The 24,384-nt window shown below is 34.5% G+C and carries 16 protein-coding genes; 3 read left to right on the top strand and 13 right to left on the bottom strand.

The window, feature by feature from the left end; all coding sequences use genetic code 11:
- The first annotated feature begins 26 nt into the window (after positions 1 to 26).
- Positions 27 to 878: a hypothetical protein gene (locus DFQ02_RS13435; protein ID WP_116524964.1), complete on the top strand. Its 852-nt coding sequence runs from the start codon at positions 27 to 29 to the stop codon at positions 876 to 878.
- Here the strand turns inward: DFQ02_RS13435 and trxA are convergent.
- Positions 868 to 1,179 (bottom strand): thioredoxin, encoded by a 312-nt coding sequence (trxA, locus tag DFQ02_RS13430; RefSeq protein WP_116524963.1) that lies wholly within the window; start codon positions 1,177 to 1,179, stop codon positions 868 to 870. The genes DFQ02_RS13435 and trxA overlap by 11 nt on opposite strands.
- Here trxA and DFQ02_RS15410 point away from each other — a divergent pair.
- Positions 1,178 to 1,300, top strand: coding sequence for a hypothetical protein (locus DFQ02_RS15410; RefSeq protein ID WP_262510833.1), 123 nt, complete (start codon positions 1,178 to 1,180; stop codon positions 1,298 to 1,300). The two genes, trxA and DFQ02_RS15410, sit on opposite strands and share 2 nt — an antisense overlap.
- Here the strand turns inward: DFQ02_RS15410 and DFQ02_RS13425 are convergent.
- The 4 genes from DFQ02_RS13425 to msrB all read right to left on the bottom strand — a co-directional run bounded on the left by DFQ02_RS13425 (position 1,278) and on the right by msrB (position 7,114).
- Positions 1,278 to 4,982, bottom strand: a complete 3,705-nt coding sequence (locus DFQ02_RS13425; RefSeq protein WP_116524962.1) for a metallophosphoesterase — start codon at positions 4,980 to 4,982, stop codon at positions 1,278 to 1,280. The two genes, DFQ02_RS15410 and DFQ02_RS13425, sit on opposite strands and share 23 nt — an antisense overlap.
- A gap of 118 nt (positions 4,983 to 5,100) precedes the next feature.
- On the bottom strand, positions 5,101 to 6,045 hold the full coding sequence (locus DFQ02_RS13420; protein ID WP_116524961.1) for an aldo/keto reductase: 945 nt from the start codon (positions 6,043 to 6,045) through the stop codon (positions 5,101 to 5,103).
- Between the two features lie 80 nt (positions 6,046 to 6,125).
- The gene (gene msrA, locus DFQ02_RS13415) at positions 6,126 to 6,662 is read right to left on the bottom strand and encodes a peptide-methionine (S)-S-oxide reductase MsrA (RefSeq protein ID WP_116524960.1); all 537 of its coding nucleotides are present in this window, start codon (positions 6,660 to 6,662) and stop codon (positions 6,126 to 6,128) included.
- 5 nt (positions 6,663 to 6,667) lie between these two features.
- Complete coding sequence (msrB, locus tag DFQ02_RS13410; RefSeq protein ID WP_116524959.1) at positions 6,668 to 7,114, bottom strand: peptide-methionine (R)-S-oxide reductase MsrB; 447 nt, start codon at positions 7,112 to 7,114, stop codon at positions 6,668 to 6,670.
- A 178-nt stretch (positions 7,115 to 7,292) separates the two neighbouring features.
- Here msrB and DFQ02_RS13405 point away from each other — a divergent pair, with 178 nt between their 5' ends.
- Entirely contained in the window at positions 7,293 to 8,495 is a 1,203-nt protein-coding gene (locus tag DFQ02_RS13405) for a Pycsar system effector family protein (protein ID WP_116524958.1), read from the top strand.
- Positions 8,496 to 8,499: 4 nt separating this feature from the next.
- Here DFQ02_RS13405 and DFQ02_RS13400 read toward each other — a convergent pair whose 3' ends face one another.
- From DFQ02_RS13400 to DFQ02_RS13365, 8 genes are all read right to left on the bottom strand, one after another.
- The gene (locus DFQ02_RS13400; protein WP_116524957.1) at positions 8,500 to 10,875 is read right to left on the bottom strand and encodes a GAF domain-containing protein; all 2,376 of its coding nucleotides are present in this window, start codon (positions 10,873 to 10,875) and stop codon (positions 8,500 to 8,502) included.
- Between the two features lie 122 nt (positions 10,876 to 10,997).
- Positions 10,998 to 12,872 (bottom strand): glycoside hydrolase family 13 protein, encoded by a 1,875-nt coding sequence (locus DFQ02_RS13395; RefSeq protein ID WP_116524976.1) that lies wholly within the window; start codon positions 12,870 to 12,872, stop codon positions 10,998 to 11,000.
- Between the two features lie 128 nt (positions 12,873 to 13,000).
- Positions 13,001 to 13,654 carry a fructose-6-phosphate aldolase gene (gene fsa, locus DFQ02_RS13390; protein ID WP_116524956.1) on the bottom strand — a complete coding sequence of 218 codons (654 nt, stop codon included), beginning with the start codon at positions 13,652 to 13,654 and terminating at the stop codon, positions 13,001 to 13,003.
- Between the two features lie 20 nt (positions 13,655 to 13,674).
- Positions 13,675 to 15,720 carry a transketolase family protein gene (locus DFQ02_RS13385; RefSeq protein WP_116524955.1) on the bottom strand — a complete coding sequence of 682 codons (2,046 nt, stop codon included), beginning with the start codon at positions 15,718 to 15,720 and terminating at the stop codon, positions 13,675 to 13,677.
- A 265-nt stretch (positions 15,721 to 15,985) separates the two neighbouring features.
- Entirely contained in the window at positions 15,986 to 18,400 is a 2,415-nt protein-coding gene (locus DFQ02_RS13380) for a glycoside hydrolase family 2 protein (protein ID WP_116524954.1), read from the bottom strand.
- A gap of 117 nt (positions 18,401 to 18,517) precedes the next feature.
- A complete protein-coding gene (locus DFQ02_RS13375; RefSeq protein ID WP_116524953.1) occupies positions 18,518 to 19,708 on the bottom strand; it encodes a glycoside hydrolase family 88 protein in 1,191 nt (396 codons plus the stop codon).
- A 16-nt stretch (positions 19,709 to 19,724) separates the two neighbouring features.
- Positions 19,725 to 21,236, bottom strand: a complete 1,512-nt coding sequence (locus tag DFQ02_RS13370) for a RagB/SusD family nutrient uptake outer membrane protein (RefSeq protein ID WP_116524952.1) — start codon at positions 21,234 to 21,236, stop codon at positions 19,725 to 19,727.
- A gap of 19 nt (positions 21,237 to 21,255) precedes the next feature.
- Positions 21,256 to 24,273: a SusC/RagA family TonB-linked outer membrane protein gene (locus tag DFQ02_RS13365; protein WP_116524951.1), complete on the bottom strand. Its 3,018-nt coding sequence runs from the start codon at positions 24,271 to 24,273 to the stop codon at positions 21,256 to 21,258.
- Positions 24,274 to 24,384: the final 111 nt, after the last annotated feature.

Below are 24,384 nucleotides of genomic sequence, written 5' to 3'. Positions count from 1 at the left end.
GTAAATTTAAAACTAAAATCTACTAAATGTTTAAAACTTCCTTTTTATTTCTATTTACTTTAACCGTATCATGTCAAACAGGAAATTTGAAAGTGATTGCAGATTTACCTTTTACACTAAAGGAAGTTTCAGGCGTTCAGACTAGTTCCAATGGTAATTTACTTTGGATGCTAAATGATGGTGGTAATAAACCTCGTTTATACGGTGTAAATGAAAATGGAAATATTATGAAAGACGCAACCATTTTAGCTAAAAACAGAGATTGGGAAGATTTAACCTCTGATAGTAATGGAAATATTTATATTGGCGACTTTGGCAATAATGATAATGACAGTAAGAACTTAGCCATACTTATAGTTTCTGAAAATGACTTATTAAACAAAACTGAAGTGAGTCCTAAAAAGATTAAATTCTCTTATCCAGAACAAAATAAATTCCCTCCTAAAAATAACAAACGTCATTTTGATTGTGAAGCTTTCTTTCACTTTCAGGATAGTTTATACCTATTTACTAAAAGTAGGTATTCAAAGAAACCAGGAAAAACCAATCTCTATGTTTTACCAGCAAAACCTGGAACTTACAAAGCAAAACAAATTGATTCTTTTAACACTTGCAATAAAAAAGGGTGCTGGGTGACATCGGCTGACATAAATACCTCCAAAGATAAAGTAGCATTACTAACAGAAAACCAATTAATTATACTTTCAAATTTTACAGACAATCAATTTTTTAAGGGTACCGTAAACTATTATCCTTTTGATTATAAATCACAAAAAGAAAGTGTTTGCTTTAAAAATGATAGCACTGTTTATATAACCGATGAATTCAGAGGTATAGATGGCGGTAACCTTTATGAATTTAAAATAGCTATACCGTAATACCTCCATGAGTTTCAATCACATGAAGAATATCTCTTTTTTGTAATACCCCAGACTGTCTCCATTTGGGCAGACCATCAACAAATAAAATCATGGTAGGAACGCTCCTTACTTGGTATTTCACAGCTAACTCATGATTTTTATCAATATCAATTTTTACGATTTTTACAGCATCTCCTATCTCATTTTTCACATCTTTTAGAATTGGCATGAGCGCTTGACATGGTCCGCACCAAGTTCCAAAAAAGTCAACAAGGACTACTTTTTCGGAATTTATTATATTATTAAAACTACTTTTCATGTTGTTACAATTTACTACTTATATAGACGAAGAAGACTATCAAAAATTACAAATGAAATTAGGAGACACCAAAAACAAATTCAGGCTACCATTTGGTATCAAAAACCAAATCCCATTTTAAAAGCTAGACGCAAACCATCATCACTGTGAAAAGCAGATAGATTTAGGGTAGCCATTTCAGTTAAATTGGCAAAAACACCGCCTCCAATAGATGTATTCCAATCATCTAAATTGTGTTCAGGCATTAAAACTAATTCATCATCTACCCATACTTTACCAATATCAAAACCACCATATACCCCTATATTCATGGGCAGCAATCCAGTTTTGAGCTTACGTAAATTGAATCTTAAATCACTGGTCTGCACAAAAGCGGATTTCCCTGAAAAGCGTTCATTTCTGTAACCTCTTAATCCATTCTTAGCTCCTATATTGGCGGCTTGATAAAACTCAAAAGCATCTCCAAAATTTAAGTGACCTCTAGACTTGGTAGCAAATACCAGTTGGCCTGCAGTATCAATTTTATGGTCTATTGATAATTCTGGAATTAAGTACCCAAATCTGTTAGAGTTGCTCAAATTATTAACATAACCTATTTTAACATTCAAAAACATGCCCATTGTTGGAAATGCAGAATTATCACTATTACTGTATTCATAATCCATTTCAAAACCAAGAAAATCATTACTAATATCAATATTGGAGGAATTTGTAAATTGATTAATAAATCTGTCTTGAGTTTCTTCTACTTCTATAGATTCATACTTTAAACCTATTTTAAAGATTGCTCCTAAGTCCCCTCTCCAAATTAAAGAAGGTGCTAATTTTAATGTTTGAAGTTTAACACGGTTGTAATCTAAATTTGCATCAAATCCATCATTCTTGTCTGCCTCAGGATTAGGCGAAGTATTGCCAAATCCAAAAAAGTTTACCGCATAATTGGGGCTTGTAAACTGCGTATCTATCAATAAATTCCAATGACCAAAAACATTTGCAAATTCTGCATTGTATCCCAATTCAAAACCATTGGTTGCAAAGTAATATGCTCCAGAAAAGGTATGTTGTGCAGTGAATGGATTACGCTCAAAACCATAATTTGTAAATGTATTGTTAAACCCTATTTTAAGTCCATCATCTGGATTAGCTCCAATAGCAGGCATTAATTGATTGGAACTGTTTTTTAATTTTTTATGGTCATAAACGTTGGTTTCGTAATCATCAGTTAGTTTTTTATTAAAACCTCTATTTGTAAAGGTGTTAGGCTTAGACTTATGGTCGTATACTTTTAATTTAACCTTATTATCAACCATGTAAGTGTCGTTATTTTGTCCACCAATAATTCTAACCTTAATCAATTCATCTCCACTTCCAAACACTTTAAAAACGTCGTCATCGTCTAATCCATAAATCCAAATTTCCTTGGTGTAATCATGACTATAGGTTCTTTTATGAAACACATCGGTCTTTTCACCTCCTTTAATCCTATAAGCTATTACTTTGGTTTTTCCGTTAGGTAATCGTTCTATATCAAACCAATCATCTTTATTGGTCCCTTTAATAACTGAAAACTTATTGATGTGGTTGTAGTAACTATTTGAAATACCTTGTAAATTGGCTCGTCTTCCAATAAGTTTTTGTTTAATGGTTTGAATGGTATTTTGATTGACTTCGGGTGGAAAAAAAGCAAAAGATTTATCAATAACCTCATTTGTTAAGTTAGTAACAATGTGATTTACTTCTTCATCCCAAACCGACTTATCAGAGATGTTAATTAAAGCCATGTCTAAAGGGTAAGGCTCCAAATTAAACCACTTAGGACTTTTTAACTCTTCTTCATACGATTGCATCAATCGAAGTGTTGGAACCACTCTAGTTGCAAAACCTAATAGAGCACCATCTGCCATGATTGAAAAAGCCTGATCTCTATCCCTAGGCACGGGTAGGTAAACTGTTTTACCATTTTCTTTAAATTTTGCCCAACGCCACTGGTCTTCATGCCTATCCCAATCTCCAATAAGCATATCAAACAAGCGCGCTCTTATGTAAGCGCGCTCATCCAAAACAATATCTTCGTCTTTATGCAACTGCTTTAGCAAATCATCAGTGCTTATGAGTTCATCGGAATACCCAAAGCTCTTTTTATCCCCGTGCCCATCTGCAGCACGTTCTTCAATCATGTAGAGTTCATTACCAAAATCTTCATTGAACTGCCCAAGTGCATTTTGTTTTGGCACATAATAAAGCACAGGATTGGTATGAAATACCCCAACCGCATCAGATAATACTCCTATTGTAAATGGTGCATACGGGTGTGACCCTGTGAATACATCAAGCAATAATGCTTCGGTGTATGTTTTATTAAACTGACCTTCTATATACTGATCTTTAAAAGCAACAGCCTGTAAATATTGAACCGCATTCTTCCTAAGGGCGCGCATGACGTATTCCCTTCCTTTTTTATCTTCTAAACGTAAGGATTTTGATTGATGCCCACCTCCTTTTCTTAGTGGGGTTAGCCCACCCAAAAGCGTATCTAAACTAACGGTTGGAACTTTTACAATGGTACTAAAATCTTCTCGATAACGGTCTCCCCAAAACAATTTGTAAAGCCTTCCTTTTTCAGTTTCATCTTTTGTATAAACAGAAGCCTCTTTTTTTAAAGGAAATTGATTTGGGTAATTCACCCCCTGATGCTTTTTGTCTTTTGGAAACACTTGTTTTTGATATACTATCTTGTCATCTTTAGAAGAATAAAAACGAACAAAAGACGATCCGTCTTTTAAAATATCCAAACGTGCATATCCTGGTGTGCCGTGTGAAAATCTGCCACCTCCAACATTTCTGGTAGCCGTAATTTTTGAACCCGAACCGCTTACAATTTGAGGCAGATTGTCTTGAACGATATATTGTAAATTATGGTCGTGACCTGACACGAAAATTGTTTTATCATTTTCCTGAGCCAGCGTTATTAAACGTTTTCTAAATTCATTGTAACGACTATTTTCGGTATCAACTGTGGTAACACCTCCGGCCTCTCTAACAATGTTTTTTATGGTTCCCAAAACCGGAACTGGACTCATATGGCTCCCAAAGGAATATTGCCCACCATGGGATCCGTTTGTAAACATAGGGTGATGTACTGCTATTATTGTGGTTTTGCCTCTAGCCTTTTTTATTTCTCCTTCCAGTTCATCAAAAAATTTAGTTCTCGTTTTAATATCACAATCATCATTCATGGTTGGGTGTTTATTCCAATTAGTTAAATACCATTCAGAATCAACAATAAGTAACAGAATATCTTCAGAAATTTTCACCTTCTCTAACGGACAACCGTTTTCGGGTAAAAAAGTGTTTTTTCCAAGTTTATCCTCTACATATTTTTCTTGACGCATTAATCCCTCTAAACCATTACTATACCAGTCATGATTTCCAGGAATAAAAATAGCATGACCTTTAAAATCTTTTACAACTTCTGTTTGTACCTTAAGTTGATGCTCCGCAAAAGCTCTACCTTTATGACCTTTTTCTGGCATTCCCTTTGGATAAATATTATCCCCTAAAAAAATAACCGTACTTTGTGCTGGAGCTTTCTTTAACTCTTTTTCAAATGCTAATAAGGCGTTAGATTTTGTACCCATTGGGGAATTACCGGCATCTCCAATTAAATAAAAGGAATGCGCAATGGCGTCTTCCTGTATATTACCTAAAACCTCAACGTCTTTGTATTGTGGTTTATAGGTTGCACAGGCATTGATTATAATAATGATAACAAAAACTAAAAAGTATTTTAAATGAGTAGTCATTTAAGTTCGTTTAATTCTTAGTTATAAAAATAGTGATTTAATATTGTATTACTTCAATTTGAAAGAACCTTGAACCCCATATATGATTACACAATGAAATATTATACCATACTTGTTATCAATTCCAGGTTAGTTGTTTACGTTCTTGCCAATAGTTGTATGGTGCTACTTCAAAAGCACTTAATTTTGAAAGCTCATCTTCTAATAATGTGAAAGAATTTGCCTTTAAATTTTCATTTAACTGAGTTGAACTACTTGCACCACTCAACACAAAACTAGTTGGAAACGATTGCATACAAAACCTTAAAGCTATGGCATCAATACCAACATGATATTTAGCAGATAGCTTTTCCAGATAACTATAAAGCCCTTCATAATGCGGATAGCTTTGATTAGAAAACAATCTACCATTTGCTAAGGTTTCTTTCAAAACAAATTGCCTTCCTTCTTTTGATAATGAGAGTCCCAACTTCAATATACTTTGATCCAAAATGTTGTAAGTACTTTGAAATACATCAAAAAGAACGTCTCCGTTTACTTCAATATCAACTGCTTTATTAATCACCTCAACCTGATTATCCCCTGTAGTGGTAAGACCTATCTTTATCTTATACTCTTGTTTTAACTCTGATAATCTGTCAAGAATTTCATGATTTTCAAGAACACCTGTTTCTAAAGTTGCCGAATGAATTTGATAAACCGACAAATTTGGTAATAATGCTTTAGAAGTCTGCCACTGGTCATTTAATTTATAAAGGCTATGCTCCTTTTGTTCATGAATCTTGGCATTAAAATCAAAATTTGCCATGTAGGTATAACCCCATTTTGTAGCCACCTTTATAGATGTATCATTTTTAGTTTGTAACCATTCTATTAAAAGTTGTTCAGCTAAACCATAACCAGGTGCGGTATCAAAGTATCTCACACCCCTAGTATAGGCTTCTTCTAGAACTTGAAACCCCTTCTTTTTAAAACTATTTAAATCCACAAACCTATCGCCTCCTAACTTAATATTGATGTATTGTGGTCTTCCTAAAGCAGCAGTTCCTAATCCTAAAATCATTTTAAAAGTATATTTTTCTAAAAAACCAACATAGTATTGATATTTGTGGCTTCTAATAATCTAATAAATTTTGGCCGTGGTTATTTTAACTTTTCAACATACAACTTTCTAAACTTTGCCAGTTTTGGGGTAATTACAGCATTGCAATATCCTTGCTTTGAGTTATTTTTATAATAATCTTGATGATAATCTTCGGCATCGTAAAAAATACCTAAAGGCGCTATTTCTGTTACAATGGGGTCGTCAAAATAATCAGCAAGCTCTTTAACAACTGTTTCTGCCACTTGTTTTTGTGCTTCATCATGGTAGTAGATTACAGAACGGTATTGAGTGCCTACGTCGGCACCTTGCCTATTTAAAGTAGTGGGGTCATGTGTAGCCATGAATATAACTAAAATATCGTTATATGAAATTACATCAGCATCAAAAGTTAGCTGTACTACTTCGGCATGCCCTGTTAAACCAGAACACACTTCTCTGTAGGTAGGTTTTCCGGGAGCATTCCCACCAGAATAACCAGACACTACTTTTTCAACGCCTTTTAATTCTCTAAACATTGCTTCTGTACACCAAAAGCAGCCCCCCCCAAAGGTAGCCAATTGCAAATTTTTATTCATTTATTTTATTCTTTGTCTAGTTGTAATGATTCTGAATTAATACAATAACGTAAACCACTTGGCTCGGGACCATCAGGAAAGACATGCCCCAAATGAGCATCACAGGTATTGCACATAACCTCCACCCGAATCATACCAAAGGAATCATCTCTTTCATATTTAATAGCATTATCTTTTATTGGTTGGGTAAAACTGGGCCATCCCGTTCCAGAATTGAATTTAATAGTAGAATCAAACAAGGGCGTGTTACAGCAAACACAATGATATTTCCCTGCTTCATAGGCACTACAAAGCGCACCACTATGAGGCCTTTCGGTTCCTTTTTGTCTTGTAATTCTATACTGTTCTGGTGTCAATTGCTTACGCCATTCATCCTCATTTTTCTCAACCCTAATATCTGGTTCTAAATTCCCGTTTACCGAAAAATTAATAATATCGTTCCATTTAAGCATTTCTGTCTTTATTTTGATTTTCGTTTTTTGTTAAAATATGTCGATACCTTATTTAATTTCTTACAGAACAACCTCAAGTCACTGAAGCTTGAAATTAAAATTGAAATTTACGACAAATAACATCGTTTACATACTTTATCCTAAAGTTTAGTATTTTTACCATAAACCTAATTGTGTTATGAACAATATTGTTGTTGAAACCGAAAAATTTGCCACAAAACTTCTAAATGAAAAATTAGAAACGTCATTTCTGTATCATAATTTAACGCATACCCAACGTGTTGTAGAAAAAGCCACTGAATTAGCTGAACATTGTGAACTAAATGATGATGATAAAGAAATACTCTTTTTAAGTAGTTGGCTACATGACACAGGTTATACCCAAGGTATAGAAAACCATGAGGAGAAAAGTGTGGTTATAGCCAAAGACTTTTTAAAATTGAAAGCATACCCTGCTGAAAAAACAGATGCTGTATGCCAATTGATTATGGCTACAAAAATGGACTATAAACCACAAAACCAACTTGAAAAAATAATTAGAGATGCTGACTGCTCTCATATTGGGAGCAAAAGTTATTTTGAGGTTTCAGAACTTTTGAGAAAAGAATGGGAATTATTATGCAATAAAACTTTTACTGAAAGCCAATGGTTAGATCAAAATATCAACTTCCTTTCAAAAAAGCATAAATTCCACACCCCCCAAGCAGCTTCTAACTGGGACAAACGTAAAGGTAAAAATCTATCAGAATTGCTCAAGATGAAGAAAAAGTTAGATACTAATAACAAAAAACTCTCTCAAAAAAAAGAGGAATTAATATTTAAAAAAAACAAAGTTGAAATGCCAGAACGCGGCATAGAAACTATGTTTCGGGTTACTTTAAAAAACCACATGCACTTGAGTAATATTGCTGATACTAAAGCTAATATTTTACTTTCTGTTAATGCTATTATCATGTCTTTGGTTTTAGCCAACCTAATACCTAAATTAGATAATGCCTCCAATAAACACTTAATTATTCCAACCATAATTTTTGTTTTGGTAACAGTGGCTTCAATTATTTTATCTATACTAGCCACAAGACCTAATGTTACCAGAGGTAAGTTTACAAAAGCTGATGTTGCTAACAAAAAAGTAAATCTGTTGTTCTTTGGAAATTTTCACAAAATGAGCTTAAATGATTTTGAATGGGCTATGGGTGAAATGATGCAAGACCGCGAATATCTTTACTCTTCTATGAAAAAAGACCTGTACTACCTTGGGCTTGTACTTAATAAAAAGTATAAAATTCTAAGATTAACCTACAGCGTGTTTATGATTGGCATTATAGTAAGTGTTATTGCTTTTGCTATAGCTTTTTACACTTCTGGTGCAGCAAGGTAAATAATTACGCCTTCAACTCCTTCATTAAATCATCGTAAGTATAAAACAATTTATCGTTTTCGGTTTTATGGTACAAGACACTAACTCTAATGGCTTTAAGCCCTGTTACCGCCTGTAAATCTTGAAGTTCCACAATTTCAATATCATTATCTAAATAATTTTTATCCTGTAAAAATTTAATGTAGCGCATATACTCAACCTCATCTTGTTTTTGAGAATATACAATACTTATTTTACCCTTTTGTGTAACGCGTTCATTAGTGCCTTTTATAAAAGCTTTGTCAACCCGTTTTTTTACAATTTCATAGCGGGCATTATAGGTACCATCAACATCAAACTGCTTTTCGTCCATTCTAAAACTTATAGATAATGGTTGATTGAACACCAAAATCATAGAGGCAACATCTAAAGAAATTGGAAACTCAGACTGCATTTGGTAATAAGCATTTTCCATTTCACACATCACCTGCAACTGCCACAATCTCAAGTTATATAAATACAACAGATTAAAACTTTTCTCTTTGGTAATAGACTCTCCAATATACATGTTATGCTCAACACCATCAGTTTTAAAACGCTCAAAAAAATGCGGATACATCGCCTGTGCTTCCTCCTGCTTTTTATCTAATAATGATGCCATTTCCTGGTTTATCCTAGCAATAGTTTCATCGTAACCTTTTCTGTGCTTGTAAAGCACTTCTACTTTACCGTCAATACTGGCATGATACGTTTCAATTAATTCATTGAGTTCTTTAACTTCTCTTAAATGAGCAAAAACTGGTTCAACTTCGTTTATAAAAAAACTTGTGATTTGCTGCTCACTATCTACTTGAAAATGCTCTTTAAGTCCATTTAAATAATTATTTGCTTGAAAAATAAACTGATCATAAATAGGTAAGGCTTTTATTTCTTGAGCCTTTTTGAAAATATTTTTAACTGCATTTAACTGAAGTCTTAAATCTTCTTTAGTAGCTAAATTCCTTGCCTCTGAAGACCCTTTGATATCTATCTGCCCATAAAGCGGGTAAACATCATCAAAAACAATTTTTCTAAATCTGGCTTCTTTACCACTCATTTCATCTTTAATAAATGCTTTAGCCTCTTTCTCAAAACGCCAATGCACACTTGGATGAATGGAAGTACATTCTTTTTGAATAATAGCCTCAACTAGATTTTCTTCTTCAACCTTTGAACGTTCTACAGCCGATACGATATAAGGCATGATATCTTCCAACTTATTAGCATTAACACTATTTAGCTCTTTTGGTCTATTTGAAACAATTTCTAAAACCCCCATTAAGCCGTCTTCATTGGCAATTGGTGCAAAAATAGCACTCTTAATGCCTTGTTTTCTTAATATATTTATTTGAGGAATGCAGTCTCCTACTTTATTGTATGCTTTATCTACATCAGAAATTGAAAAATATTTATGCTCTTTAAATAGTCTGTTATGCGACCAACTACACAAAACATTATGACAATTTTCTTTTTCTACATTTCCTAGTAAAAAACTACTAGCAGTTACACCATATACATGTTCAAAAGTATGTTCTTCATTGTTATAAATAGAAAACCCAACCTTAATATCATTTATACCCAATAAGGATCTGAAAATTTCATAAAAATCCTCCATAAAGGTATCATCTTTACATGCCTCGTCTTTGATAAGAGTAGATTTAACATTTGATATGGACTGGTCATCTGTAACATCAAACATGTTCGATATAACAAAACCTTTAAAGAGGTAACTATTTGGAGGAAATTTTTCTTTCCAAAGTTCTAAATTTTCAAAATTATCAAGTAATTCTTCATAATCTTCAACAGTTATCTTTGGTGCCTTTTCAGTAGGAATAATTTCACAAAAATCGGCATTATACATAATTTTATAATATCTCATAATGCCATTAGCGTCCGGAATTTCGTAATAAAATGGACGCCTAAAATTTAAATTGAAACCATAACAGAAATTTAGTATAACTGTGCAAGCAATAATATACCTATATTCTTCAGGCATATTTTTAATTTTAAGCTCAAAACCTTTACCTGCTGTTTTAATAATATCCCTGAAACGCTCTGATTTATTAAAAATGAGATTATGGAAGGGTACTGAAGCGGTCTTAATCTCATTTTTAGTTAATAAAGGACTAAAAGTATCTTGAAGAATAATGCTTATTTCCTTCTCTCTGTTTTTAAGAATTTTAGTATTGGTAAATCCATCTCTTAACTCAGGATATTCTGAAGCAATATTTAAAACTCGTTTTGCTTTGGCCACAATAGTTTTGTCTTCATTTTTAACCAAGTCTTCATAATACTCTAGAAGCTTATTAAAGCTTACTTTTAGTTTAAAAGGAGATTCAATATTTTCGTTTATATCGGTCATGTGAGTGGTATTGTATAACAAATTTACAATATTTTGCGTTAGTCGTTAAACACAAGACTTCTTAACGCCTTGATTGTTACAAGGCTTTTTGTTAAATTTAATATAGAAAAGTAAATTTACACCTAAAACTTAGTCGTTAAAAGCAGACTTCCTTTTTTTGTTAGTTTTAAAGTATCATCCCAAATCAAAGATTCATTTGTGATGATGTTTTTTAGTGTTTTACCTTGTAGTCCAATTTCATTAAATCGGTTTAAATCTAATAAAACAGTATCAACATTTTTGTTGATGATGTTAACAAGAACCTCATCTTCAAAAATTCTAAATAACACATAAATTCCATTTTCTGGAGCAAAATGAATAGTTTTCCCTTTATGAATAGCCTTACTATTTTTTCGGTAATTTAAAAGGATCTTGAGATATAATTGCATTTCGGTCTGTTCTTCTGTTAAACCTTCTCCTGTAAAAGCATTTACGGTATCCCCTTCCCATCCTCCAGGAAAATCTGATCTCACTAATCCGTGGTCACCAGGTTTGTCAAAATCGTTCATTAGTATTTCTGTTCCATAATATATCTGTGGAATTCTAGGGACGGTTAAAATGTAACCTAAAGCCATTTTCGTGTTTTCAATATCGCCATTTAATAATGTAAAAATGCGACTCATATCATGATTATCAGGAAAAATCATGATATCTTTTGGGGTTACATAATGAAAATCGTTTGCCAATCCTTCATATATTTTAACTAAACCTTCATCCCAAGATTCTTCTTCATTTAAGGCATTAACAATGTTTCGTTGCATGGCAAAATCCATAGGGGATTTCAGATTCGATTTATACCCATCTCTATTGTTTGCGCCATCTTGCCAATAACCTATAAGTAACGGGTTATAACTCCATTCTTCGCCAACAATACTAAAATTGGGGTATTCCTTCATTATCTCCCCAGCCCAGACACTCATAAAATATTTGTCTGGGTATGGGTAAGTGTCTTGACGAATACCTCCCAAATTTGCTGTTTCTATCCACCAAATACTGTTTTGAATGGTGTAGCGTGCCATAAAAGGATTCTTTTGATTTAAATCGGGCATTACAGAAACAAACCAACCCACATTCATATTTTCTTTATCTGCTTTAGATGCATACATATCCTGATTGGTGGTTCGCCTATGATTGGTAGTTTTACTTATACCCTCTTGCCAATTCTCAATATTTTCTTGGTAGTGTCCTTGATGATTAATCCAATCCTTAAATGGTAAATCTTTCATCCACCAATGTTCTAATCCGCAATGATTTGCCACTTGATCCATAATCAATTTCATACCACGCTTTTTTAATTCTGAAGACAAGTGCAAATAATCTTTCAAGGAACCATATCTGGGATCTATTTCATAATAATCGGTAATGGCGTAACCATGATAAGAACTCTCTAACATGTCGTTGGTAAGTAACGGGCAGGACCAAATACCCGTAAAACCCATATCATCAATATAGTCAATATGGTTAATAATACCTTGTATATCTCCACCATGTCTGGCATAGTCATCATGTCTATTAATGGTATCCTCATTCAATCCAGTAACCACATCGTTTTCTGGATTCCCATTAGCAAACCTATCTGGAGTGATTAAATAAATAACGTCGGTACTATTAAAACCTACAAAATCCTCTGAGCTGTGTTTCCTATCTTTTAGCTGGTAGGTTTGGATTAAATCTTCAGAACCTTCATTTTTAAACCTAATATTGAACTGTCCAGGTTGCGTATCTTCAGAAATCTTCAAATCTATAAACAGATAATTAGGACTATCAGCTTTATGAAATTTTTCTATAGAAACCCCAGAATAAGTAATATTTGGCACATATTCCGATATATTAGGATGATGCACCAAAAGCTGTAACAACGGATTTTTAAAGCCTACCCACCAATTTGTAGGTTCAATTCTATGGATATCATTCTTTTCAACAATATGTGGAACATCAGTATTATGATTATTGGGCATAGAGATTTCGTTTTTAAATGCTACGTTTAAAACTGATAAATATACCAACACCAAATTAATTGGTTGATTAGTTGTAACAAAAAAAGCTTCTCATTACGAGAAGCTTTTTGTTTTTTTGTAAGAAAATCTTAGTTTCCTTTTTTATAATCGGCTAAAAATTTAGCTAAACCAATATCAGTTAGAGGGTGCTTTAAAAGTCCTGTTATTGACGATAATGGTCCTGTCATGACATCACTTCCTATTTTGGCACAGTCTATAACATGCATGGTATGACGAATTGAAGCCGCTAATATCTGGGTTTCAAAACCGTAATTATCATAAATCTGACGAATTTCTGCAATTAGGTTTAAACCATCCGTTGAAATGTCATCTAATCTTCCTAAGAAAGGAGATACATAGGTAGCTCCCGCCTTAGCTGCCAATAAGGCTTGACCTGCAGAGAACACTAAAGTAACGTTAGTTCTTATACCTTTGTCTGAAAAGTATTTACAGGCCTTGATACCATCTGCTATTAAAGGTAATTTAACCACAATCTGAGGATGTAAACTTGCTAAAGCCTCACCTTCTTTGACCATATCATCAAAATCTGTTGAGATAACCTCAGCACTCACATCGCCATCAACAATCTCACATATTTTTTTGTAATGGTTTAATATGTTTTCCTCTCCTGTAATGCCTTCCTTGGCCATTAATGAAGGATTGGTAGTTACACCATCTAAAATTCCTAAAGCTTGAGCCTCTGCAATATCATCAAGGTTGGCAGTATCTATAAAAAATTTCATTTATTTATTTTTTTAGTTTGTTATTTAATTAATACGGTATCTAAGTAAGCTATTACGTTTTTACTTACTTGTACACCAGTAAATCCGAACTTCTCATCAAGCACTCCAGCAGGAGCCGAATAACCGAAATGGTCTAAACCGAATACTTTTCCTCTTTCTCCCACTAAAGCCTCTAAATTAACAGGCAAGCCAGCCGTTAATCCAAACAAAGGTTTATCGGTTGGGATGACACTTTCTTGATATTCTTTTGGTTGTTGTTTGAAAAGACCCTCAGAAATAACCGAAGCAATACTCACTTTTAGTCCTTTTTCTGCTTCTAAAATATCGGCTGCAGCAACTAATGTTGAAACCTCCGATCCGTTTGCCACTAACACCACATCTGGATTCTCAACCGCTCTTACTAGGTAACCTCCTTTTTGAGAGCCTAAAGCTTCTTGATATCTTGACGTACCTTGAGCAGGCACATCTTTAATACCTTGTCTTGATAAAATTAACCCGGTAGGTGTTTTATCATTTTCTAACGCCATCTTCCAAGCTATACTAGTTTCGGCTGAATCAGCAGGACGTAAGGCCAAGAAGCTTTGGTTACCACTATGATTTTTTAGCTTCTCTAACAATCTTATTTGAGCTTCTTGCTCAATTGGCTGATGTGTTGGCCCATCCTCTCCTACTCTAAAGGCATCGTGTGTCCAAACATATTTTACAGGTAATTCTTGTATAGCACTTAATCTGATGGCAGGTTTCATGTAATCTGAAAAAACAAAGAATGTAGCCACTACAGGGATAACACCTCCGTGTAATGCAATACCGTTAGCAATACTTGCCATGGTTAATTCGGCCACACCTGATTGAAGAAAAGCACCACTAAAATCTCCTTTTTTTAAGGCTGTAGTTTTCTTTAAGAATCCATCGGTTTTATCTGAGTTAGATAAATCGGCGGAAGACACAATCATATTTTCAACATTTTCGGCTAAATAAGCCAGTACGTTTGCTGAGGCTGCTCTTGTTGCCAATCCTCCTTTGTGCTCAATAGATTCAAAATCTAATTTTGGAAGCTCTCCAGAGAAGAAGTAATCTAATTTATTTGCTAATGCCTCGTTTTCTTGTCTCCAAGTTTCTATCTCGGATTTCTTTTTGGCGGCATTGGATTTTTTAGTCTCAATAACGTTTTTATAGAATTCCGAAACATCAGTATAAATATCAAACGGATTATCTATGTCTGCTCCTAAATTTAGTAGGGTTTTTTCGTAATCTGCTCCCGTATCTCCAATTGGTTTTCCATGAAGCTCACAATGACCTTCATACATATCACCATTGGCTGTCACACAACCTTTACCCATGATGGTTTTTCCAATGATTAGAGTTGGCTTTTCAGTTTCATTATTAGCATCAGTTAAAGCCTTTCTAATTTGCTCATGATCATGACCATCTATAGTTACAACTTTCCATCCCCAAGCTTCATACTTCATAGCCGTATCTTCTGTAGTCACCTCATCTGTAGATGTTGATAATTGGATATCGTTAGAATCGAAGAACATGATAAAGTTACTTAACCCTAAGTGCCCTGCAATTCTACCGGCACCTTGAGAAATCTCTTCCTGAACTCCACCATCTGATATGAATCCGTAAATCTTATGGTTTACCCAATCTCCAAATCTAGCTTCAAGGAACTTAGCTGCAATAGCTGCTCCAACACCCATGGTATGTCCTTGCCCTAATGGTCCGGAGGTGTTTTCAATACCTCTTTCAAAATCTACCTCTGGGTGCCCAGGTGTAATTGAGCCCCATTGTCTGAAGTTAGCAACATCTTCCTTTTTATAGTTTCCTAAAAGGTAATATTGTGCATACATTAAAGTAGACAAGTGACCAGCATCCATAAAGAACCTATCTCTAAATGGCCAAGTCATATCGGTAGGATCGTAATTAAAAAATTCCGAATAAAGAATGTGCATGAAATCTGCACCTCCCATTGGGCCTCCAGGGTGTCCTGAATTGGCCTTCTCTACCATGGCTACAGCCAAAGCTCTGATATTATCTGCTGCCTGCTGATCTATTTGTTTGTTCATTTTAATGTATGGTTAATTTTAATAGTTTTTTAATCTCTTACTCACAAGATTACGAGGAAAAATATTTTTTGCAAATATATAATCTTTAATGAGTTGAAGGGGCAAAAACCCAACATTTTAATGAAAATGTACGAAACCGTTTAAGTTGTATTTTTAAACAAGAAAGCCTCTCAAAATTGAGAGGCCTTTTTAAAATTATTAATCTGTGAATAAGGAAATTTTATCGAAACAATATTTAAATAATCAATAATTTTAACATCATAGATTACTGTATATTTAGATAAGTACCTTTAAAACTTTGATTTAACACCATAACTTGTAAAACCTCTTCATTTGAAAATTTTTTAACTTCAATAGATGCTTGTCCATTTGCCATTTCAATAACTTCACTTCCCGTTGGAGTACCGTAACTTACAACAGCTTCGCCTCCATTTAAACATTGAAAATAGACGCGTTCTTCATAATCTAAACAACGTAAACCTTTGTTATCTATGGCCGTTGCGGTAATTAAGTAATTTCCATTATCTAAGGTAGAATATTCTAGCTTTAAAGATCTAGCTTTACCGTTTTTAACAAACCTGTAAGTTAGCCTCAGTTCATCCCTAACTTCTTTACCATCTGCACTCTTTGCAATAGAGACTAATTTATTTTCACCTTCTTTAAACTTTACATTCCAATTTAAGCCTGCTGATGGAAACAATTTTGAATCTCTTTTTTTTACACCTAGACTTTCATCATTAAGAAACAGTTCTACTTCTGGACAATTACTATAAACACTAATGGTTCTTGCTTTACCTTTTGGTCCTTGTCTTTCTGTCCAAGTATGAGATTCTATATACGTAAAAGGATCATCACTCCAATAACTCTTAAATACATAAAAAGCATCTTTTGGGTTACCTGCTCTATCCACTAGCCCTTTTTGGTTCATGTAAGGAATCGCATTTTCTGGCCTTAACGGTGTACCAAAATCTTTAAATGCCCATTGTATATTACCAACAAAAGTTGAATCATTTTCAGAAATGCGCAAGTGCCAATCAAATAAGTCTACAATATAGTTCTCACTCCAATCGCCTATTTGGGCTATGTTAGCTACATCGGTTTGCACGATAGCCTCTTCCCAACCATCAGACTGAATTTTACCTTCCCCTGTGATAGGGTTTTCAGTGTGTCTTCCCACATGGCTTGATCCACCGTATTCTGCATGTAAAAAATGAGGGTACTGTGCCTTGTATTGATCTATAGCTTTTTGATAACTTTTATAACTACCTGAATACCATCCAGACCAAATAGAAGGTGAAAACACATCCACAATATCGGCGCCCTCATAATACTTTCTAATTGCCGTTTTCCTTGTTGGGTCTAATTCATGTGCGTAATCATGCAACTCTTTTAAAAATGCGTTAATTTTTTCAGGGTTATCTCCACCTTCAAAATCTGGCAACCAATAAATTTCATTTCCTAGAGACCATAAGATTATACTGGGATGATTATAATTCTGTTCAATAATTTCTTTAAGCATAGTTTTGGTATTAGCTTTCCAAATATCATTACCAACACCACCACGGCACCATGGTAGTTCGTCCCAAACCAATAAACCAAGTTCATCACAAGCTTTATAAACCTCAGGATCTTGAGGATAATGGGCTAATCTTACAAAATTAGCCCCCATTTCTTTTATGAGTTCCATATCTGCTCTATGCTGTTCATTACTCATAGCCGCACCAACACCAGCGTGTTCCTCGTGCCTATGCGTTCCTCTTAGCAGCAAGCGTTTGCCATTTAAATAAAATGCCCCATAATCCTTAAACTCGAACCAACGAAACCCTACTTGTTCTGAAATTTCGTCAAGTACTTTCTCATTTTGCAATAACTGTAATTTAAACGTGTAAAGATTCGGATTTTCGGTATCCCATAACTCAATATCTTTTAATTCGTTGAAGCTAAATTCTAAATCAGAATTAGCGAACTCTTTTGTTTGTGATTGAATTTCTGTTCCATTTGAATCCAATAAAATTGCTTTCACCGAAGCTATATTATCTGAATTGATGATTTCGAAAGTAGCATTTAAATTGGTATTTTCTTTTGAAATATTAGGTGTGGTAATTTTTAAATTTGAGAGATGTTGTTGAGGACGTGTTTCTAACCAAACATCCCTTGTTATACCTCCGAAAATGAAAAAATCACTTTTTTGAGATGGTATCACTTCTGGATTGTAACTATTATCAACTCGAACTAATACTTCATTCAAACCTGTTGAAATAACATCAGTGATGTCAACAGAAAAGCCTATATAACCTCCCGTATGACCACCAACTTTATTTCCATTAACAAATACGTCACTTTCAATATTGATCCCTTCAAAATATAGGTTATAAATTTGTCCTTCTATTACCTGCGGAATTTCGAGGCTCTTTTTATACCAACTCACACTACGTCTGTATCCTGGAGTAATATCGGTAGCATCTAGAGCATTCCAAGTATGCGGTAAGTTAACAGGATTCCAGTGCATCTGTTTACGAGCAGTATTTATATCTTTAGTATTATTCTCAAGATATAACCAATCATTGTTAATACTAGTTTTGCTTCGTTCAGGATTTTGATTTGATTTGGAATTACATGCTAGTATTAGAAATGCGCTAATGCCAAAAATAAATCGATATACTAAAAGTTTTATTTTCATTTTAAATGGAATAGTTTTCAAATTATAAGTTCCAGAATTTATATCATTCTGGAACTTATTCTATATTTTTATAAAAGTACTTAGAAACTTAAAGTTATCTGTCCTGATCCATCCTGCTTATTCTTTTAAATCACGAAGTCTTAAAAGGGTTTGCAAGAAGTAATAATCACCATAAACTATAGGTTCATCCATTTCTAATTTTTGAGACCAATCCCCAAAACTATGATCTAAAATAAATGGCGCCTCAATATCTTCAGACAAAATATATTCTTTCGATTTTAAACTTTTTACAACTTTTTTACTATAATTTAAGAACGATTCATTTTTAGTATAAGTATAAAGTTCTATCAATGCTGATGCCACAATAGCTGCTGCAGATACATCTCTTGAGGTATTTGGGATATCTGGATGGTCAAAATCCCAAAAAGGAATACCATCCTCAGGCATGTTTTTATGGTTTATAAAATAATTAGCCGTTGCTACCGTCCTATCTAAGTACTTTTCATCCTTAGTATATCTGTATACCGTTGTAAAACCATTAATAGCCCAACCTTGGCCACGGGCCCAGGCAGATTCGTCACCAATACCTTGGTGTGTTACACGCGCTCTTACCTGACCCGAAATTGTATCATAATCTAGCACATGCCAAGTACTACCATCAGTTCTAAAATGATTTTTTAATGTGGTATTTGCATGTTTAACAGCAATATTATGAAATGTACTGTCTCCTGATATTTTAGTAGCCTCAAATAAAAGCTCTAAATTCATCATATTATCTATAATAACGGGAAATTGCCATACATCTTCATTCCAATCCCAAGAACGGATACTGCCTATATTCTCATTAAACCGGGTTGATAAGGTTTTGGCACTGTGCAAAATGACATCTTTATATTCCGTGTTATCCTCAACTTTTAAGCCATTACCAAAACTACAAAACACCTTAAATCCCATATCATGGGTTTTGTCATTGTATTTTTCCTGTTCAACAAAAGCAGTCCATGCTTTAGCTCTTTCTTTAAAGGCCTCATTACCAGTTAACATATAGATTTGCCAAAAATTTCCAGCGAAGAAACCACTCGTCCAATTACTTGAAGGTACTTTATTCAAAATACCCGTTTTAGGATTGTAACTTCGTGCAAATGCCATGGAATCCAACTCGTAATCTAGTAGTTTATTATATCTTATCTGCAACAGGTTATTAATTTGTTCTTCTGATAAAGACACATTCTTTTCTTTTCCATTATTGGGCTTACACGCTATAAAAAGCAATGTAAACCCCATAATGAAACAACTAACTCTAAACATACAAATTACTAAAACTTTAATATCCTGAATTTTGAGGCTCTAAATTTGGGTTACGCTGTAACTCATCATTTGGAAGCGGTAATAAATAGTCTCTTGATGGGGTAAAATTTGGACGTTCCTCAAAGCCCCCGGTTCCAAAGGCCGTGGTTCCTAAATCACGTCTTTTGATATCGTACCAACGTTTAAACTCAAATGCTAACTCCCATCTTCGTTCTTCTAGTACCATATTTCTAAAATCTGCCTGAGACATTCCCGGAGTAACATCTGCAGGAAAGCTAGATCCATTTCCACTTCTTGCACGGGCTCTCACTCTATTAATATAACCATCTGCTTCTGTACTTCCTGGAGACACCTCGTTAAGTGCTTCTGCTGCAATTAATAATACCTCTGCATAACGCATCTGAGCGTAATTATGTTCAGACCCACGACCATTTCCATTAGAAGTTTGTCCTGTAAATCTTGAATATTTGGCTATGTATGCACTAGAGATATTTCTAGCATCATACGTTGGAAAGTTCATAAACGTATCAACAGCTCCATTAAAGACCCCTATGGTGTCTAAACTTACTGCTTTACGGTAGTCTCTACCATCCCATCTGTTATAAACTTCAATACTTGGTACTGCTACAGACCATCCGCCTCCTTTGCCGTCTTCATTTGCTCTAATACCAGTCAAGGCAGCTGTATAATCCTGTCCGTAATTTCCACTTCTAAAACCATTATGGTCTATAGTAAATAAAGCTTCTTTTAATCCACTTTGCTTTGTAGCATCAAATAAATCTTGAAAATCAGCTGCAAGTTCTAAACCAAACCTAGCTTCATTATCAATTACGAATTTAGCTTCATTATACGCTTCCTGAAAATTATTTATAGTTAAATGCACCAATGCTAAATAGCCAGCAGCCGAGGCTTTAGTAGGTAATGCTGATGAAGGTTGTGTGTCTGGCAACCATTGTTTAGCGAATTCTAAATCTGCAATAATATTGGCATAAACTGTAGCTTGTGGTGTTTTAGATACCTGAGAAGCCTCTGCAATATTTTGTACAGGAGTATCAAAATATGGAATATCTCCAAAGAGTCTTACCAAATGGAAATAAGTATAAGCTCTTACAAAATGTGCCTGAGCCACCACCGGGTTAATTGATTCTTCAGCCAACCCAAGTCCATTACCTCCAACAATTGCCTCATTAGCTCCCGCGATAATTTGGTAAGTTCTGGGCCAAAAGGCAGTAATCATACCATTATCATCAGCTACAGAAAAATTGTCATGATCTTTACGTCTACCTGGGGTACCTTGATCACCAATACCAACCATATCACTTCTTAACATGATTGACAAAGACAATTTTCTACCCCAAAAAGCTTCGGTACCCATGTTACCGTATGCACCATTAATTACAGTTTGTACATCTTGTATTGATTTGAAAAAACCATCTGGAGATAAAACCGAAACTGGCTCTTCTTCTAAATCTGAACATCCTAGAATGGGTAATACCAACAAAAGGAATATATATTTTAAATTTTTCATTTTAATATCTTATTTTATTTTAAAACTTAAGGTTTAAACTAAAGGTTACTGATTCTATATTAGGATAGTTACCGTAATCGAACCCTTGATTTACATTGGCGTTCTGAGAGCCAGAGGCTCTGTAACTTACCTCTGGATCTGTTCCTGGATAATCTGTTATTGTTAATAGATTTTGTCCGCTAATTGAAAATCTCACATTATCCATTCCTAATTTTTCTGTTATGTTTTGAGGCAAATTATACCCAAATACTAAGTTTTTTAAGCGTACATACGTTCCATCAAAAACAAATCTTGAATTCATGCGCTTTTCTCTTGATGCCGGCGAAGGCACATTGGTATCAGTATTACTAGGTGTCCATGCATTCACTGCCTCAGTAGTTGCATTTGAACCTCCAGACGCCAATTCAGACAGGGTAAAACTGTAAATATCCCCTCCAACGGCTCCTTGAAAGAAAATACCCAAATCAAAATTCTTGTATTTTAAGGTATTGTTAAAACCAAATGTCCAGTCTTGGTTAGGATCTCCAATAATTTTTCTATCAGAAGAATTTATCTCTCCACTACCGTCAACATCAGTAAATAATTCATCGCCTGCAACAGCACCACTAAAGGTAGCAGTACCTTCTGGTAGAGTTCCTCCTTGATAAACACCACGGTACTCGTAACCAAAAAACTGACCAAGCGCTTCACCTTCTCTTAAAATATGTGTTTCATCTTGTAAAAAGTGTCCCGGTGCTGCCGATGGTAAAAAGAAATCTACATCGTTACCAAATAGTTTTTCTACCGTGTTTCTGTTTCTAGACCAGTTTAAGTCTGTAGACCATGAAAAATTATCAGTTACAATATTCCTTGTAGAAAGCGTAATTTCAACCCCTTTATTGTTTATCTGACCAATATTATCTAAGAAATTAGGGTTTAAAAATCCTGTGTATTCTGGTGTACTACTATTACCTACAATTAAGTCTTTGGTATCAATATTATAGATATCAACACTTAAAGAAGCTTTATTTCTCCAGAGACCTAAATCGATACCAAAATTGGTTTGATAGGATGACTCCCATTTTAAATTTGGATTAGCGGGTCTTCCAGACACTACAGCATTTACTGTTTGATCGCCAGTTACAGCGTAAATGGACTGTAGTGTAGCAAGGGAATTTAATGGTGCGATTGATGGATTACCCGTAACACCATAACTTACTCTAAGTTTAAGATTAGAGATGGTTGCGTTGTCTTTTAAAAAGTCTTCATTAGATATTTTCCAACCCAAAGCACCCGAGGGGAAGAATGCATACTTGTTATTTTTAGCAAAGTTTGATGCACCATCACGACGTGCTGTAAACGTTATTAAATATTTATCATCATAATCATAGTTAACACGTCCATATTGTGATTGGATTTCAAATTCTCTTAAAAAAGAATTTGGAAACAACGGTGTTGAGGCAGTGTTTAGCGCATAATAAGACACACTATTAGTAACAAAACCTTCAGCCCCTGCTGAATTTGTTACGGTTCTATCTTTTTGATAGGAATATCCTGCTAACAAGGTTAAATTTCCCTTTCCTATTTCTTTAGTGTAAGTTAAATAGTTTTCACTTAATAAGTTAGTATTCTTCAAATTGGCTATTCCTGCAATACCACCTTGATCTCCAGCCGAAGTAATTAAGGTTGAAGGTGTAAATTGCCCTCTGGTTTGGTTTCTGGAACTAAACCCGAATGTAGATTTAAAGGTTAATCCTTCAATAATCTGATATTCTCCATAAAAGTTTGCCCTATAGGCATCTTCAACAGTTTCATCTACCCTTTCAGTAGCAACTGCAAAAGGGTTATCAATATCATCTCCCACAGAGTTAAAGGTATTGTTACCATTTTCATCTAGAATCCCCAAATCTGGAGCAAATCTGTAAGCTATTGAAATAACATCGCCACTACCTCTACCCCCGCTGTTGGCTTGGGTAGAAACGCCATCTTTAGAGCTACGGCTTCCAAAAGCATTAAACCCTAGTTTTAGCTTATCGTTAATTTGAGCATCTATATTACTTAAAAACGAAAAACGCTCAAAACCAGAATTGATAACCACACCTTTTTGGTCAAAATAGTTACCAGATACATAATAATTCATATTGTCTGAGCCTCCTGAAAAAGACAATTGATGGTTGGTTGTATACCCCGAAGTATATATTAAATCTTGCCAATCTGTATTGGCAGCTGCTTGTGTATATGAAGGATTAATAGCTCTTGTATACGTAGCAAATTGATCTGCATTCAATAAATCAAGACGGTTCGATGTACTTTGAATAGCGTAGTTACTATTTAGCTCAACAGTCATTTTGCCTTTTCTACCCTTTTTGGTAGTTACCAAAATAACCCCATTAGCACCTCTAGAACCATAAATAGCAGTTGCCGAAGCATCTTTTAATACTTCAACCGATTCAATATCTCCTGGTTGCGGATAGGTTGCTCCAACAAAACCGTCAACAACCACCAAAGCAGCACTACTAGCATTAATAGAAGTGTTACCCCTAATGGTTACATTAATGGGTGTTCCTGGTTCTCCACCGTTATTAGACTGTACGGCCACACCTGCTGCGCGCCCTTGTAAAGCTTGTTGCGCATCTAATACAGGGAACGCTGTGACCTCTTCTGCCTTAACAGAAGAAACAGACCCCGTGATATCACTTTTCTTTCTGGCTCCATATCCTACTACAACTACTTCGTCTAAACTTGCAGCGTCTTCAATGAGAGCAATACTAATTTCGTTTCTTACTCCAACTGTAATTTCTTGTGTCACATAACCTACGTAGCTAAAGACTAGTATTGTGCTATCACCCGATACATTAATTGAGTAATTACCATCAAAATCTGTTGCAGTACCAGTTGTGGTGCCTTTTACTACAACATTTACACCGGGCAATCCTAACCCATCAGATTCTGATGTAACCGTTCCTGTTATAGTCTTGTCTTGTGCACTTGCACTAAGAGCAAAACTAAAACTTAAAACAAGGAAAAGTATCCTTTTAAATTGTTTGATTTTTTTCATGTTAATTTAGTTTTGTCAAATTTTAATTTAAATGAGGTAAATAATAAATAAACTAAAGCCAACTATAATTGCCAATAGAATAACAATTAGGTAATTGATTTTATGTTTGCG

The sequence above is a fragment of the Seonamhaeicola aphaedonensis genome (assembly GCF_003386195.1).
In the GTDB taxonomy this organism is placed as follows: Bacteria; Bacteroidota; Bacteroidia; order Flavobacteriales; family Flavobacteriaceae; genus Seonamhaeicola; species Seonamhaeicola aphaedonensis.
This window is presented reverse-complemented; position numbering and strand designations above follow the sequence as displayed.